11 protein-coding genes are annotated in these 16,352 nt (G+C 72.7%); 3 read left to right on the plus strand and 8 right to left on the minus strand.

The window, feature by feature from the left end:
• Window positions 1-74: 74 nt before the first annotated feature.
• Window positions 75-998, minus strand: a complete 924-nt coding sequence (locus OG715_RS26500) for an ABC transporter substrate-binding protein (RefSeq protein ID WP_266271424.1) — start codon at window positions 996-998, stop codon at window positions 75-77.
• Between the two features lie 623 nt (window positions 999-1,621).
• Between OG715_RS26500 and OG715_RS26505 the strand changes: the two genes are divergently transcribed.
• The gene (locus tag OG715_RS26505; protein ID WP_266271425.1) at window positions 1,622-2,818 is read left to right on the plus strand and encodes an NAD(P)-dependent malic enzyme; all 1,197 of its coding nucleotides are present in this window, start codon (window positions 1,622-1,624) and stop codon (window positions 2,816-2,818) included.
• A 95-nt stretch (window positions 2,819-2,913) separates the two neighbouring features.
• Window positions 2,914-3,876, plus strand: coding sequence for a zinc-binding dehydrogenase (locus tag OG715_RS26510; protein ID WP_266271426.1), 963 nt, complete (start codon window positions 2,914-2,916; stop codon window positions 3,874-3,876).
• A gap of 132 nt (window positions 3,877-4,008) precedes the next feature.
• On the opposite strand, the gene OG715_RS26515 is transcribed toward OG715_RS26510, so the two are convergent.
• The 7 genes from OG715_RS26515 to OG715_RS26545 form a co-directional block, all read right to left on the minus strand.
• A complete protein-coding gene (locus OG715_RS26515) occupies window positions 4,009-5,103 on the minus strand; it encodes a PadR family transcriptional regulator (protein ID WP_266271427.1) in 1,095 nt (364 codons plus the stop codon).
• Between the two features lies 1 nt (window position 5,104).
• A complete protein-coding gene (locus OG715_RS26520) occupies window positions 5,105-6,034 on the minus strand; it encodes a DUF4097 family beta strand repeat-containing protein (protein ID WP_266271428.1) in 930 nt (309 codons plus the stop codon).
• Window positions 6,035-6,232: 198 nt separating this feature from the next.
• Window positions 6,233-6,412: a DUF6104 family protein gene (locus OG715_RS26525; RefSeq protein ID WP_030392846.1), complete on the minus strand. Its 180-nt coding sequence runs from the start codon at window positions 6,410-6,412 to the stop codon at window positions 6,233-6,235.
• A gap of 48 nt (window positions 6,413-6,460) precedes the next feature.
• Window positions 6,461-8,536: a serine/threonine-protein kinase gene (locus tag OG715_RS26530; protein ID WP_266271429.1), complete on the minus strand. Its 2,076-nt coding sequence runs from the start codon at window positions 8,534-8,536 to the stop codon at window positions 6,461-6,463.
• A gap of 338 nt (window positions 8,537-8,874) precedes the next feature.
• Window positions 8,875-12,645 (minus strand): multifunctional oxoglutarate decarboxylase/oxoglutarate dehydrogenase thiamine pyrophosphate-binding subunit/dihydrolipoyllysine-residue succinyltransferase subunit, encoded by a 3,771-nt coding sequence (locus OG715_RS26535; protein WP_266271430.1) that lies wholly within the window; start codon window positions 12,643-12,645, stop codon window positions 8,875-8,877.
• A gap of 327 nt (window positions 12,646-12,972) precedes the next feature.
• Complete coding sequence (locus OG715_RS26540; protein WP_266271431.1) at window positions 12,973-14,103, minus strand: sensor histidine kinase; 1,131 nt, start codon at window positions 14,101-14,103, stop codon at window positions 12,973-12,975.
• Between the two features lie 89 nt (window positions 14,104-14,192).
• A complete protein-coding gene (locus OG715_RS26545) occupies window positions 14,193-14,930 on the minus strand; it encodes a response regulator transcription factor (protein ID WP_093864899.1) in 738 nt (245 codons plus the stop codon).
• Between the two features lie 550 nt (window positions 14,931-15,480).
• Between OG715_RS26545 and OG715_RS26550 the strand changes: the two genes are divergently transcribed.
• A complete protein-coding gene (locus OG715_RS26550) occupies window positions 15,481-16,296 on the plus strand; it encodes a rhomboid-like protein (protein ID WP_266271432.1) in 816 nt (271 codons plus the stop codon).
• The last annotated feature ends 56 nt before the right edge of the window (window positions 16,297-16,352 follow it).

Raw genomic sequence — 16,352 nt, forward strand, 5'->3', positions numbered from 1 at the left:
GCCCCTCGGGGTCCGGACCCCCGGCCCGGACCCCGCCCGGACCCCCCAGGGTCCGGCCCCCGTCCGGACCCGGCTCAGATACCTCCGTTGACCACCGCGTTCTGGGCCGCGCCGGCGGCGACGTTCCACTTGGTGAGGATCTTGTCGTACTCGCCGCTGCGGATCAGCTGGTCGATCGCCTTGGCCAGGACGTCGCGCAGCTCGGTGTCCTCCTTGCGCAGCGCGATCCCGTACGGGTTGGACCGGGACTGCGCACCGGTCACCTCGAAGCGGTTGCCGCCGTCGGTGTTCTTCGCCGCGTAGGCGGCCACCGGGAAGTCGTTCAGGCCCGCCTGCGCCGCGCCGCCGGCGACCTCGGCCAGGGCCTTGGCGTCGCTGTCGAACTTGTGGACGGTGAGCGGCTTGTTGGCGCGGGTGCAGGCGGTCACCTGGCGGGCGACGATCTCGTCCTGGGTGGTGCCGCTCTGCACGGAGACGGTCCGGCCGCAGAGGTCGTCCAGGCCGTGGATGCCCTTGGGGTTGCCCTTCGGCACCACGATCGAGGTGCCGGCGATGAAGTAGTCCACGAAGTCCACCGCGAGGCCGGTCGACTTGCCGGCCTCGTCCACGCCGTCCCGGCGCTGGCGGATGTCGCTGAGCGCGGACATCGCGACGTCGTACTGCTTGTGGTGGAGGTTGGGTATGAGTTTGTCGAAGGGAGTGTCGACGTACTCGATCCGCAGGTCCAGGATCCGGCCGAGGGCCGCGGCGATCTCCGGGTCCAGGCCGTCGGGCTTGCCGTCGGTGCCCCGGAACTCCACCGGCGGGTAGTTGACGTCCATCCCGATCCGCAGCACCTTGCCCGACTGCTGGGCGCTCGGGACCTTCGCCCGGAGCTGCTGGAGCGGGTCCTCGGCGACCGTCTTGTCCCCGCCGCAGCCGGTCAGCAGAAGGGTTCCGGCGGTGGCGAGGGCGAGCGCGGCGGGGGCCCGGCGGGGGGACTGGGCACGGTGGTGCATCGGTTGCTCCTGAGGGAGGGAGGGGGAGGCGCCGCAGCATCGCGGAGGTGGACGCGAGATGGCGGAACAACGGATCCTCCCATCCCGACCTGCCGCGCCCGTGGGCGGGTGTGTCAGAATTCGGTACCGGGTGACCCCCGACGCTCGAACCGGACCGTCGGGCCGCAAACAGGCCCGGGGTGCACAGGAACGGAAGTCCAGAACGTCGACTCCGTATCCGGCGGCACCGGCCTCCATACCGTGTCCGTGTTCACTCCCGCGGGTGTGCGTACGTGTGCGCCACTGCCGCCGCCGGGGGCCGGTTCTCATGGTTCCTGGTGCCCACAGGTGGCCGTGAGGCGTACGACAACCATGTGACTTGGACGAAAAGGCATGGGTGCGATGCCCCCGTCCGACCTACGCTCGGCCCGGAAGCACAGCGCGGACCACACGCGGACAACTCCATAAACCCTCATTTCGAGGCGCTCGTCCGACGGCGGCGCCCCGACCCAGCCGTCCCCCGGGGGTGCTTCGGCGTTCCCGGGTTCCGCTGACCGGCCGCCGGTCACCGGATGCCGGGACCGGCCGGGTCGTCCGCCCCGTCGGCCGGGTGTCCTCGCTCGATCAATGACGAAGAGGTCATCGTGGCAGCGGAGATCATCCACAGCAGTACTCAGGACACCGACGATCCGGTCGACGCCGTGTTCGCGCTCCACCGCGGCGGCAAGATGGAGGTCAGGGCGACCGTGCCGGTGCGCGACGCGGACGACCTGTCCCTCGCCTACACCCCCGGTGTCGCCCGCGTCTGCACGGCCATCGCCGAGCAGCCCGAGCTCGTGAACGACTACACCTGGAAGGCCAACACGGTCGCCGTGGTCACCGACGGCACCGCCGTGCTGGGCCTCGGCGACATCGGCCCCGAGGCCTCGCTGCCCGTCATGGAGGGCAAGGCGATCCTGTTCAAGCAGTTCGGCGGCGTGGACGCCGTGCCGATCGCGCTCGCCTGCACCGACGTGGACGAGATCGTCGAGACCGTGGTCCGGCTGGCCCCGTCCTTCGGCGGCGTCAACCTGGAGGACATCTCCGCCCCGCGCTGCTTCGAGATCGAGCGCCGGCTCCAGGAGGCCCTCGACATCCCGATCTTCCACGACGACCAGCACGGCACCGCGATCGTCACCACCGCCGCGCTCTGGAACGCGGCCAAGGTGACCGGCCGCGAGATCGGCTCGCTGCGCGCCGTCATCTCCGGCGCCGGCGCGGCCGGCATCGCCATCGCCAAGATGCTGCTGGCGGCCGGCATCGGCGACGTGGCCGTGTGCGACCGCAAGGGCGTGGTGCACCAGGGCCGCGAGGACCTGACCGACGTCAAGGCGGAGATCGCCGGCCTGTCCAACCGGACCGGCCTCAAGGGCACCCTGGCCGACGCGATGGCCGGCGCCGACGTCTTCATCGGCGTCTCCGGCGGCACCGTGCCGGAGGAGGTCGTCGCGACCATGGCCGAGGGCGCGTTCGTCTTCGCCATGGCCAACCCGAACCCGGAGATCCACCCCGAGGTCGCGCACAAGTACGCCGCCGTGGTGGCCACCGGCCGCAGCGACTTCCCGAACCAGATCAACAACGTGCTGGCGTTCCCGGGCATCTTCGCCGGCGCGCTGCAGGTCCGGGCCACCCGGATCACCGAGGGCATGAAGCTGGCCGCCGCCAAGGCGCTGGCCGGCGTCGTGGCCGACGAGCTGACCCCGCAGAAGGTCATCCCCTCGCCGTTCGACGAGCGGGTCGCCCCGGCCGTCACCAAGGCCGTCGCCGAGGCCGCCCGGGCCGAGGGCGTCGCCCGCCGCTAGCCGGTACCAGTACCGGAACCCCGCCCGGGCCCGGGACACGCGTCACACTCACGCGTTGTTCCGGGCCCGGGGGCGTACTGGCTATCGTCCGGTGCATGTTTGCTGCCTATGCCGCACGAATCGACGCCGACGACCCGCTGAGCGGGCTGGAGTTGGGCGAACGCCCCGAACCCGTGGCCCGGCCGGGCTGGAGCGTGGTCACGGTCCGGGCCGCCAGCCTGAACCACCACGACCTCTGGTCGCTGCGCGGGGTCGGGCTGCCCGCCGAGAAGCTGCCGATGATCCTCGGCTGCGACGCCGCCGGCATCGACGAGCACGGCAACGAGGTGGTCCTGCACTCCGTGATCGGCCAGAGCGGGCACGGGGTCGGCCCGGACGAGCCGCGCTCGATCCTGACCGAGCGCTACCAGGGCACCTTCGCCCAGCAGGTGGCCGTCCCGACCTGGAACCTGCTGCCCAAGCCCGCCGGGCTCTCCTTCGAGGAGGCCGCCTGCCTGCCCACGGCCTGGCTGACGGCCTACCGGATGCTGTTCACCAACGCCGGGGTGAAGCCCGGCGACACCGTGCTGGTGCAGGGTGCCGGCGGCGGGGTGTCGACCGCGCTGGTGGTCCTCGGCAAGGCGGCCGGCCTGCGGGTCTGGGTCACCGGCCGGGACGGGGCCAAGCGGGACCGGGCGGTGGAGCTCGGCGCCGACGCGGCGTTCCCGAGCGGGGCCAGGCTGCCCGAGCGCGTGGACGCGGTGATGGAGACGGTCGGCGCCGCGACCTGGTCGCACTCGGTGAAGTCGCTGCGCCCGGGCGGCACGATCGTCATCTCCGGGGCCACCTCGGGCCCCAGCCCGGCCGCCGCCGAACTGAACCGGATCTTCTTCCTGGAGCTGCGGGTGGTCGGCTCGACCATGGGGACCAAGGAGGAGCTGGCCGGGCTGCTGTCGTTCTGCGCCACCACCGGGGTCCGGCCGGTGATCGACTCGGTGCTGCCGCTGGAGGGGGCGCCGGACGCGCTCGCCCGGCTGGCCAAGGGCGAGGTGTTCGGCAAGCTCGTCCTGACGCCGTGACGCCGTGACGCCGTGACGCCGTGACGCCGTGACGCCGTGAGCCCGTGAGCCCGTGAAGCCGGTGGGCCCGTGACGCGTCGGCGCCCGGCTCCCTGTGCGGGGAGCCGGGCGCCGGTTGCCGGCCGGGTCGGATCAGGAGCGGTCGAGCAGCCGCTTCAGCCGCTCGCCGGCGGTGCCGAGGACGGCGCGGGCCTCGGCCAGCCGGGCCGGGGTCACCCCGCCGTCCCTGGCCGCGTCGCGGACCTGGTCGCGGAAGCGGTCGAGCAGCCGCTCCAGCTCCCGGGCCGGATCGCCGGCCGGGTCGACAGCGGTCCACCCGGGCAGCTCGGCCGGAACGGCGTCGGCCGGCCCGTCCAGGTCGCTCCCGTCCAGGTCGTTCTTGTCCAGGTCGATCCGGGTGACGGTGACCCGCTCGGCGGCCGAGTCGACCTTCGACTCCCCGGGCTGTCCCCAGCGGGCCGCGTCGGCCAGCCCGGCCAGGCCCTTGGTCAGCTCGGAGAGCCCCTCGGCCAGCCCGGTCGACCAGTCGCCGCGCGCCGCGTGCTCGCGGACCTGCTGCTCCACCCGGCGCTTGAGCCGCAGCGCCTCCTGCTGGGCCGCGGTCCGGGCCGCCCGGGACTGCTCGCGCAGCCGGCGGGCCTCCTCCTCGGCGGCCTTCGCCTTGGCCTTGGCGGCCTTCTCCTGCTCCTTGGCGCGCTTCGCCTGCTCCTTGGCCTGCTGCTTGAAGGCGGCGAACTCCTCCTTGGCGCGCTGCCAGGCGGCCTGGTCGCCCCACGGCCCGGCCCAGGGGTTCCCGGCGTTCTCCCGGCCCTGCTCCCCGGAGTCCGGGGCGCCGCGCCCGGCCTGCTCGGCCGCCGCGCCCCAGAGCTGCTCGCGCAGGTCCTTGGCACTGTCCCGGACGTCCTCGCGGATCGCCCCGGCGAGCTGGGTCACCGAGTCGTGGATCTCCAGTTCGAGGTCGTCCAGCTCGCCCTGCCGGGTGGCGAGTTCGGCCCGCCCGGCGTCGGTGAGCCGGTAGACCTTGCGACCGCCCTCGGTGCTGTGGGCGACGAGCCCCTCCTGCTCCAGCTTGGCGAGCCGCGGGTAGACGGTGCCGGCCGAGGGCGCGTACAGGCCCTGGAAGCGCTCCTCCAGCAGGCGGATGACCTCGTAGCCGTGGCGCGGGGCCTCGTCGAGCAGCTTGAGCAGGTAGAGCCGGAGCCGACCGTGGCCGAAGACGGGGGTCATGTCAGGCCTCCTTGGTGAGGTCGGGGCCGGTGCCGGGGGCGTCGGACTTGGTGAGGTCGGGGGCCGGCAGCTCCCGGGCGGCCCGGGTGTCGTCCTCGGCCTCCGGCCGCTGGAGCACGGTGACCGCGCCGGAGACGGTGGTGACCGAGAGGCTGCCGCTGCCGTCACCGAGCTGGCCGGAGAGGCGCTTGGTGCCCCAGTTGCCGGTGACGGTGAGCTCCTCGAAGCCGGAGGAGAGGTCGCCGCTGGTGGTGCCGGCCTCGACCTTGGTGTCGGTCAGCGGGGGCAGCCGCACGCCGACCGCGCCGCTGACCGTGTTGACCTTGATCTGCGCGGAGGCGGCGGCCGCGAGGTCCAGGGTGACCGCGCCGGTGACGGCGTTGGCGCTCACCTTCTCGGCGGTGCCGGCGAGCACGGTGAGCCGGCCGGAGACGGTGTTCAGCCTCAGCTGCCCGGCCACCGACTGGGCGTCCACGTCGCCGGTGACGGTGTTGGCGTCGGTCCGCCCGGTCAGCCCGACCAGGGTGATGTCGGCGTTGGCGGTCTGCGTCGAGACGTGCTCGGTGAAGCCGGAGACCGTCGTCGTGGCGGAGACGGTGCCGACCTTGACCTCGGTGCCGGCCGGAACGGTCACGGTGACGGCGGCGGTCCGCTTGCGCTTGAAGGAGGAGAAGAAGCCCTTCACCGACTCGACCGACTTGAGCACGTCGCCGAACTCGTTCCAGCTGCTGAGGTCCTTGTACGTGACGGTGAGGACGCCGTCGACCAGGGTGACGTGCAGCGGCTCGCCCTTGAGCTCGGTGACCTCCAGCCGGGCGGGGCCCTCGGCGGCGACCACGTTGACGGTGCCGTCGATGGTCCGCACCTGGAGCGTCCGGACCGTCTCCTCGATGGTGATCCTGTCGGGTCCTTCGACCGTCCACTGGCTCATCTCTGCCGCCTCCCGTTGCTGTGACTCGCGATGTATCGCGTCCTCTTCCAAAGACGATATATCGCGTGACGGCGAAGTCAAGGGAGTCCGACCCCGAGGCCGACCCGGACCGGACCCCGAGACGTGCCCCTACGGGGAGCACGCGAGAGGGCCCGGAGGCGGTTGCCTCCGGGCCCTCACGACGACCGTTTCACCGGGTCACTCGTCGTCCTCGTCGTCGAGCCTGGCCAGCCAGGTGGCCAGCCGCTCGACCGGGACCTCGAAGTCCGGGTTGAGGTCGACGAACTCGCGCAGGCGCTCGGCCAGCCACTCGAAGGTGACCTCCTCGTCGCCGCGGCGGCTCGCCAGCTCCTCGATGCCTCGGTCGGTGAAATACACGGTTCGCTCCGGTCCGGTGGGGATTCGACCTGGTCAGGATAGACCGGGTCAGCTGGCGCGCCAGGTGCTCACGGTGAGCTTGACCGCGCCGGTGGTGACATCCGCGACCTCGACCACCGCGACGGCGATGTTGCGGGTGATCCGGTCCCGGATGCAGAGCAGGCGGCCCGGCGAGACCCGGTTGAAGGACAGGTCGGTGTCCGGCCGGGAGTCGATCGCGACGGCGCACTGGTCGGGGGTCACGGCCGACTCGGTGATCACCGCGAAGTCCGACTTGTTGTCGCCCGCGGTGACGAAGGAGTTGGCCTTGCTGCTGCTGCCGGTGGCGTTCAGGCCCAGGCCCCACTTGAGGTCGGTGCCGCGCGGCACCACCGTCCCCGCGTCCAGGTCGATCCGGTAGGAGTCGTAGTACGCGTCGGTGCCGGGGATGGACAGCGGCTTCTCCGCCAGCAGCGGGGAGTAGCCGGTCGGCCGGGCCGGTGCGGTCACGCCGGGACCGGACGAGGCCGACGGGGGCGCGGTCACCGCCCCGGCGGACGAGCCGGAGGACTTGGTCGTGGGCGAGGTGGCGGCGGCCGAGGGGGTGGTCGCGGGGGTGGTCGCGGCCGCCGAGGCGCTGCCCGCCGGCGGCGCGGCCGGCTGGGAGCTCCCCGAGGTCGAGCCGGACTGGTGGGCAGAGTTGTTCTTGTCGTCGTCCTTGCTGAACTTGGCCATCAGCGCGACCCCGCCGGCCGTGCCGCCGACCGCCATCACCAGGGCGACGGTCAGCAGGACCTTCCAGGAGACCCCGCCCCTGCTGCGGGCCTGCTCGGGTGCGGGCGCCGGGCTGTCGGTGACCACCGGGCCGGGCGGCGGGGTGTCGTAGGACGGCGGCTCCGGCCGCAGCGGGACGGTGGGCGGGGCGCCGAGCAGCGGGCCGGTGGGGGCCTCGCCGGTCGGCTGCGCGGCGCCGTACGCGCCCAGCGGCGGCGGGACGAAGCCGGGCGGCGGGGTGTCGGGCCGGGCGGGGCCGAAGCCGGGCGGCGGCGGGCCGAAGGACGGCGCGGTGGCCGCGTGGGTGGCGGGGGCCCCGGCCGGCGACGCCGGGACCGGTGGCGGAGTCAGCGGCGGAGTGAGCGGGGACGACCCGGTCGGCGGACCCGAGGGCAGCGGGGGCGCGGCGGGCAGCGGGGTGGGCGGCGTCTTCGGCAGGTCCGAGCGGCGGGTGATCTCGGTGTTGACCTGCCGGGGCAGCCAGTCGTCGGCGAAGCGCAGCTGGCCGCCGACGCTCGGGTGGTTGCGGGCGAGCTCGATGATCTCGGCCGGCCGGGGCCGGTCCTCCGGGGACTTCGCGAGGCAGCGCAGGACCAGCTCGCGCAGATCGGCCGGCACGGCGTCCAGGTCGGGCTGCTCGTGCACCACCCGGTAGAGCACGGCGGTGTCCGGGCCGTCGCCGAACGGCGCGCTGCCGGTGGCCACGTACGCGGCCAGCGCGCCGAGCGCGAACACGTCGGTCGCCGGGGTGACCGGGCGGCCCTGGGCCTGCTCCGGGGACATGAAGGCGGGCGAGCCGATCCGGTAGCCGGTGCCGGTGAGGGCGGTGGCGTCGGCGGCCCGGGCGATACCGAAGTCGATCACCCGCGGGCCGTCGCCGGCCACCAGCACATTGGCCGGCTTGAGGTCGCGGTGGACCACCTCGACGCTGTGGATGGCCTGCAGCGCCTCGGCGATGCCGCCCATCAGCAGCAGCACGGTGCGCACCGGCAGCGCGCCGTTCTCGCGGACCACCTGCTGCAGCGAGGGCCCGGGGACGTAGGCGGTGACCAGCCACGGCGCGTCCGAGTCCAGACCGCCGGAGTCGATCACCTGGGCGGTGTAGAGGCCGTGGATGCGCTGGGCGTTGGAGACCTCCTGGGCGAACCGGCGGCGGAACTCGCTGTCCTCGGCGAACTCCGGGCGGACCACCTTGAGCGCCACCGGCCGACCGCCGGGCGTGTAGGAGAGGTAGACGCGGCCCATGCCGCCGGCCCCGAGCCGGGCGAACAGCCGGTAGCCGCCCACCTCCCTGGGGTCGTCGGGGAGCAGCGGCTGGAAGACCGGCGGGAGGGGTGCGGCGGCGGCGTCCCGTGGCGTGTCGGCGGTCATGCGGTTTTGATCCCCCTGGGAGAGCGGTGAGGTCCACCGGGCTCCGCCGGTGGGCGCGACGACGGGCCCCCGGCCGACGGTCCGGCGAGGCTCAACCTATCGATCCGTCAGCCGGTCGCGCAGGTCGGTGCCGCTTTGGTTGCAGAGCTGGGACCTTCGCACACGGCGCGGCCACCGTCCGGCCACGGCCCGCCCGGGGCCGTCCCAGCCTCCGGGAAGCGCCGGGGCAGCGTCCGTCCCGCGCCAGGGAACGACGGCGGCCCCCCGTCTCCCCGGGATCCGGGGAGACGGGGGGCCGTTGCCGTGCTCGCGCGCGACGACCGGTGGGAACCGGTGCGTCAGATCGTGAAGATCTCCTCCAGCAGCGCCTGCTGCTCGGCGCCGTGACGCTTGGCCGAACCGACCGCGGGGGCCGAGGAGGCCGTGCGGGCGACGCGGCGCAGCCGCGGGCCGTCGGCGCTGCGGCCGATGACGACCTGCAGGTGGTCGACCAGGTTCATCGCGATGAACGGCCAGGCACCCTGGTTGGCCGGCTCCTCCTGCGCCCAGACGAACTGGACGTCGTTGCCGTACTTGGCCAGCTCCTCCTGGAGCTCGGCCACCGGCAGCGGGTAGAGCCGCTCGACCCGGACGATCGCGGTGTCGGTGACGCCGCGCTCGGTGCGGGCCGCCTCCACGTCGTAGTAGAACTTGCCGGCCGTGATGACGACCTTGCGGACGTTCGCCGGGTCGACGGTGGTGTCGCCGATGACCGGGCGGAACGAGCCGGACAGGAACTCCTCCGTGGCACTCGCCGCGGCCTTCAGACGCAGCATCGACTTCGGGGTGAAGACGACGAGCGGCTTGTGGTGCGGGTTGTGCGCCTGCCAGCGCAGCAGGTGGAAGTAGTTCGACGGCAGCGTCGGCATGGCGACCGTCATGTTGTTCTGCGCGCACAGCTGGAGGAAGCGCTCCGGGCGGGCGGACGAGTGGTCCGGGCCCTGGCCCTCGTAGCCGTGCGGCAGCAGCAGGGTGACGCCCGAGTGCTGGCCCCACTTCTGCTCGGCGGAGGCGATGTACTCGTCCACCACGGTCTGCGCGCCGTTGACGAAGTCGCCGAACTGCGCCTCCCACATGACCAGCGCGTTCGGGCGGGTCAGCGAGTAGCCGTACTCGAAGCCCATCGCCGCGTACTCGGACAGCAGGCTGTCGTACACGGTGTAGCGGGCCTGGTCCTCGGTGAGGTACTGCAGCGGGGTGTAGTCCTCGCCGGTGGCCCGGTCGATCAGGACGGCGTGCCGCTGGCCGAAGGTGCCGCGGCGGCTGTCCTGGCCGGCCAGGCGGACCGGGTGGCCCTCCATGAGCAGCGAGCCGATGGCGAGGGTCTCGCCCATCGCCCAGTCGATGGTGTTGTCCTCGACCGAGCCGGCGCGGCGCTGCAGCTGCGGCAGCAGTCGCGGGTGGACGGTCAGCCAGTCCGGCAGGTTGACCTGCGAGGCGGCGATCCGCTTGACCATCTCCTCGGAGATGCCGGTCCGGATGGTGACCGGGAAGTCGGCGACCGGCTTGCCGCTGATGGCGGCGGCCGGGGCCTGGGCGGCGTCGCGGACCTCGGCGAACACCTTCTCCAGCTGGCCCTGGAAGTCCTGGAGCGCCTGCTCCGCCTCTTCCATGGTGATGTCGCCGCGACCGATCAGGCCCTCGGTGTACAGCTTGCGCACCGAGCGCTTCTTGTCGATCAGGTCGTACATCAGCGGCTGGGTGAACGACGGGTTGTCGGCCTCGTTGTGACCGCGGCGGCGGTAGCAGATGAGGTCGATCACGACGTCCTTGTGGAACTCCTGGCGGAACTCGAAGGCGAGCCGCGCGACGCGGACCACGGCCTCCGGGTCGTCGCCGTTCACATGGAAGATCGGGGCCTCGATCATGCGGGCCACGTCGGTGCAGTACATCGAGGAGCGGCTGGACGCCGGGGCGGCGGTGAAGCCGACCTGGTTGTTCACCACGACGTGCACGGTGCCGCCGGTGCGGTAGCCGCGCAGCTGCGACATGTTCAGGGTCTCCGCGACGACGCCCTGGCCGGCGAAGGCCGCGTCGCCGTGGATCTGGATCGGCAGCACCGGGAAGGTCGTGCCGCCCTGGTCCAGGATGTCCTGCTTGGCGCGGGCGATGCCCTCGACGACCGGGTCCACGGCCTCCAGGTGGGAGGGGTTCGCGGCCAGCGAGACCTTGATGGTCTCGCCGTCCAGGCCGGTGAAGGTGCCCTCGGAGCCGAGGTGGTACTTCACGTCGCCGGAGCCGTGCATCGACTTCGGGTCGAGGTTGCCCTCGAACTCGCCGAAGATCTTGCCGTACGGCTTGCCGACGATGTTGGCCAGCACGTTGAGGCGGCCGCGGTGGGCCATGCCGATGACGGCCTCGTCCAGGCGGTGCTCGGCCGCCGAGTCGATGGTGGCGTCCAGCAGCGGGATGAGGGACTCGCCGCCCTCCAGCGAGAAACGCTTCTGCCCGACGTACTTGGTCTGCAGGAAGGTCTCGAAGGCCTCGGCCGAGTTCAGCCGGCGCAGTATGCGCAGCTGCTCCTCGCGCTCCGGCTTGGTGTACGGCTTCTCCAGGCGCTCCTGCAGCCACTTGCGCTGCTTCGGGTCCTGGATGTGCATGTACTCGATGCCGACCGTGCGGCAGTACGTGTTGCGCAGCAGGCCGAGGATGTCGCGGAGCTTCATCATCCGCTGGCCGCCGAAGCCGCCGACCGCGAACTCGCGCTCCAGGTCCCACAGGGTGAGGCCGTGGGTGGTGACGTCCAGGTCGGGGTGCTTGCGCTGCTTGTACTCCAGCGGGTCGGTGTCGGCCATGAGGTGGCCGCGGACCCGGTAGGAGTGGATCAGCTCGATGACGCGGGCGGTCTTGTTGACCTCGTCGTCGTGCGTGGTGGCGACGTCGGTGGCCCAGCGGACCGGCTCGTACGGGATCCGGAGGGACTCGAAGATCTCGTCGTAGAAGCCGTTCTGCCCCAGCAGCAGCTGGTGGATCGTGCGCAGGAACTCGCCGGACGCCGCGCCCTGGATGACGCGGTGGTCGTAGGTCGAGGTCAGCGTCATGATCTTGGAGACGCCGAGGCGGGCCAGGGTCTCCGGGGCGGAGCCCTGGAACTCGGCCGGGTACTCCATGGCGCCGACACCGACGATGGTGCCCTGGTTCTGCATCAGGCGCGGCACGGAGTGCACGGTGCCGATGCCGCCGGGGTTGGTCAGCGAGACCGTGACGCCGGTGAAGTCGTCCATGGTCAGCTTGTTGGCGCGGGCCCGGCGGACGATGTCCTCGTAGGCCTGCCAGAAGCCGAAGAAGTCGAGGGTCTCGGCCTTCTTGATGGCCGCGACGACGAGCTGGCGGTCGCCGTTCGGCTTGACCAGGTCGATGGCCAGGCCGAGGTTCACGTGCTCGGGCTTGACCAGGTAGGACTTGCCGTCCTCCACCTTGTAGCTGTGGTTCATGCCCGGGGAGGCCTTGACGGCCTGGACCAGGGCGTAACCGATCAGGTGGGTGAAGGAGACCTTGCCACCGCGGGCGCGCTGCAGGTGGTTGTTGATGACAATGCGGTTGTCGATCAGCAGCTTGGCCGGGACGGCGCGGACCGAGGTGGCGGTCGGCACCTCCAGCGACGCGTCCATGTTGGTGGCGACGGCCTTGGCCGGGCCGCGCAGCTGCACCAGCTCGGGGCCGGCGGTCGCGGCGGCCGGCGCGGGCGCCGGGGCGGCGGCCTTGGGCGCCGGGGGCGCGGCCGGGGCGGCGGCGAGCGGCGCGGGCGCCACGGGGGCCGCGGGAGCCGTCGGGGCCTGCTGCACCGGCGCGGGGGCGGCCGGGGCGGCGGGGGCCTGGACGGCCGGAGCGGCGGCGGGCGCGGGGGCGGCGGCGGGGGTCGGCGTCACGCCGACCTGGGTCGCGGCCTGGGTCACTGGGGTCACCTCGGTACCGGGCTTGTAGTCGGCGAAAAAGTCCCACCAGGCTCGGTCGACCGAGTTCGGGTCCTGGAGGTACTGCTGGTAGATCTCGTCGACGAGCCACTCATTGGGGCCGAAGCCAGTGGAGCTAGCCGAGCTGTTGGGGTGTTCGGGGGACTGTGGCGACACGGCGGCAACCGCCCTCTTCCGCTTCCTTTTGGGATGTTTGGACAGCGGGGATTAAGGCTACGCCTCCGATCAGTGATCGCGCAGTCCCCGGGGGGCAGGCGTCGCCCAGATCACAGTCCTGACCTGCGGTTTGGCTGGAAATGTGCGTTAGAAAGCCACATCGGCGGGGAACCGACTGCTTCCGATCGCCGCCCAAGCCGTGACAAATACGGACAAAAGCGGGCGTTGTTCCTCTTTGTGCACTGTGTCGGATCTGTGACATCCGTCCCGTGCCGGCGGTCCGTCCGCGTCGCGGGTCCGGGGCCGGACCCGCGACGCGGAGCGCGGTCAGCGCGGACCGGGCAGCCGGACCTCGATCCGGCAGCCGCGTGCGGCCTCGGCGACCTCGATCCGCCCGCCGTGCAGGTCCACCGCCCAGCGGGCGATGGCCAGGCCCAGGCCGGTCCCGCCGTCGGCGCCGGGCCCGGCCGCGGTCGCGGTGCCGCTGCGGCCGAACCGCTCGAAGACCCTGGCCCGGTCCGCCGCGGGGATGCCGGGACCCTCGTCCTCGACCTCCAGCAGCAGCGCCCCCGGTCCCTCGTCGGGCCGGGCCCGCACCGTCACGGTGCCGCCGGGCGGGGAGTGCTTGCAGGCGTTGTCGACCAGGTTGGCGACCACCTGGTGGAGCCGCTCGGTGTCGGCGACGCCGGTCAGCCCGGCCGGGCTGACCTCCAGGGCGAGCCGGACGTCGCCGCGGCGGGAGAAGGCCCCGCCGGCCGTGGCGCCGTCCACGGTGACCCCGCGCAGCACGCCGTCCAGGAACTCGCGCACCTCGAACGGGCGCGCGTCCAGGTCGACCACACCGCCGTCGATCTTGGAGAGGTCGAGCAGGTGGGTGACCAGTCGGCCGAGCCGCTCGGTCTGCTCCAGCGCGGCACCCAGGGTCGCCGGGTTGGGCTGGACGACGCCGTCGACCACGTTCTCCAGCACGGCCCGCAGCGCCGCGATCGGCGTGCGCAGCTCGTGCGAGACGTTGGCGACCAGCTCGCGCCGGTGCCGGTCGGAGGCCTCCAGGTCGGACGCCATCTGGTTGAAGGTCGTGGCGAGCTCGCCGATCTCGTCGCGCGAGTTCACCTCGACCCGGCGGCTGTAGTCGCCGGAGGCCATCGCGCGGGCGGCGGCGGTCATGTCGCGCAGCGGGGCGGTCAGCCCGTGCGCGAGGAACTGCATGAAGAGCAGCGAGGCGATCATCGAGAAGATCATGATGATCCGGATCTGGGTCTCGGACCGGATCGCCACGACCACCATGCCGGTGGCCAGGAAGACCGAGACGATCACCAGGAGGGCGAGTTTGCCCTTGATGGAGCGGACCGGGTCGAGCGGCCGGATGTCGGCCCAGACCCGTTTCGCGGCGCGTGCGGCCAGGGTGGGCGGCCGACTGCCGTCGATGTCCCCGTTGCGTTGCTGTGGAAAGGTCATTGGTCCCCTGTGGTCCCCCGCGTGGGTCCGCCGCACGGCGGTTCGGGACAACGGGCCCCCCGGCGGCCCGGTGTCCGAGGGTGGTGCCGCTACGAGAGCGGTGCCTCCAACGCGTACCCGACACCGTGCACGGTGCGGATCCAGCTGGCGCCGATCTTGCGGCGCAGCGCCTTGACGTGGCTGTCGACGGTGCGGGTGCCGGACGCGTCCGTCCAGTCCCAGACCTCGGCCAGCAGTTGCTCACGGGTGAGCACGGCGCGCGGCTGGGCGGCCAGGCAGGCGAGCAGGTCGAACTCGGTCGGCGTCAGGTGGACGTCGCCCGAGGCGAGCCGGACCCGGCGCTGCACGTGGTCGATCTCCAGCTCGCCGAAGCGCAGGCTGCCCAGCGCGGGCGTCCGGGCGGCCTGCTGGGCGCGCTCGACGCGGCGCAGCAGCACGTTGACCCGGGCGGCCAGTTCGCGCATGGAGAAGGGCTTGGTCATGTAGTCGTCGGCGCCGACGCCGAGGCCGACCAGCAGGTCCGTCTCGTCGTCCCGCGCGGTGAGCATCAGGACCGGTACCGGGCGCTGGGCCTGGATCCGGCGGCACACCTCCAGTCCGTCGAAGCCGGGCAGCATGATGTCGAGGACGACGAGGTCCGGCTGCCAGGTGTGGAAGCCGTCGACGGCGCCGGGGCCGTCGTGGGCCACCGCCACCTTGAAGCCCTCCGCGCCCAACCGGGCCGCGATCGACTCGGCGATCGTGGGCTCGTCCTCCACCACCAGCACTCTGCGCTGGCTGCTCACCGTGCCGCCGGTGTTCTGGTTGTCCTGCTGAATTTCTGTCACGGTCACGCCACCGCCCCCAGGGCTGCGGGCCGGCCACCTGTGGGGATGGCGAAGGCTCCGCTTCGTAGTCTTGTTCCGTCGTGGACTGTGCCGGGTCCGCCGTCCCGTCGCGTGCGGGGGTGGCGGCGAGGGCGTGGGCCGCTCTCCGTCTCCCGTACACCTCGCAGCGTACGGACCGCAGGTGATTCCCGGCAGGTGGACCGGACATTTCCGGCCCACGGACCGGTCGCTCGGACCGGCTTTCCGGCCCACCGGGAAGTGGGCACGGGCCGATACCTTACCCGGCGTTTTTTCACTCTGTAACGGTACGTATGCACATGAGTTGACACCAAGCCGCCGGTCAGGGCGGAAAGCGGCCCCGAAAGGGGTAGAAGGTCTGGACCAATGCGGGCCCGTACGGACCCCGGATCCTCACGGCGTTCTCCCAGCGGACTCCCAGCTCCCGGACGTACCGTGACCACGACAAATTCGTGAGGGGTGGGATTTCCGGTACGCGCCGGTACGTTGGGTACGCGCGGGTGACGGCTGCGGGCGTTGGAGCGGAGGCGGCATGACGGAGCGACAGGCGCCCGCCGGGTACGGCGGGCCGCCGTACGGGATGCTCCGGGCCGGTCTGCGGAGCGGCGCGGTCGACTGGATCCTGGCCCGGGTGCCGACCCTGCGCCGCAATCCCTTCGCCCTCGGCTATCTCGCCGTGGTCGGCGCCACCACCACTTTCGCCGGGCTGGCCGACCCGGAGCTCGTGCTCCGGCTCCAGGAGGCCTCCAGTTCGGACGGGCACAATCTTTTGCAGCACCCGCTGCGCGCGCTGCTGTTCAGCGGCTTCTGGGTGGCCGGACCGGTCTGGATGCCCTACCTCTGGGCCTTCGCCTTCACCGTCGCGCCGCTGGAGCGCCGGGTCGGCCCCGGCCGGGCGGCCGTGGTCTTCGCGGCCGGGCACGTCGCCGCCACCCTGCTCTCCCAGGGCGTGGTCGTCGCCGCGGTGGAGACCGGGCGGATGGAGCCGGCCGCCATGGACCACCTCGACATCGGTGTCAGCTACGGCGTGCTCGCCAGCCTCGGCGCGCTGGCCGGGCTGCTCCGGCCGGCGGGGCGCGTGGCCGTGCTCGCGCTGGCGGTGGCGCTGATCGCGGACCAGATCGCCGCCGAGCGGGACCTCGTCACCGGGATCGGCCATCCGGTGGCGCTGCTGGCCGGGGTGGCGCTGTGGCGGTGGCTGCGCCGCTGGGACGGCCACCGGCCGCGCCGCGCCCCCCGCCGTGCCCCGCTCGGGGTGCCCGCCGAGCTGTCGTCCCGGCCGGCCTCCGCGTCCGCGTCCGCGGTCCGCCGGGCCGCTCCCGGGCCCGCGTGGCCGGGCCGCTCCTGAGGCTGTGCGGGTGGGGGCCCCGGGCCCGCGTGGCCGGGGTCCGTCCGCCGGGACCG

This window comes from Kitasatospora purpeofusca, assembly GCF_036010405.1.
Classification (GTDB): domain Bacteria; phylum Actinomycetota; class Actinomycetes; order Streptomycetales; family Streptomycetaceae; genus Kitasatospora; species Kitasatospora purpeofusca.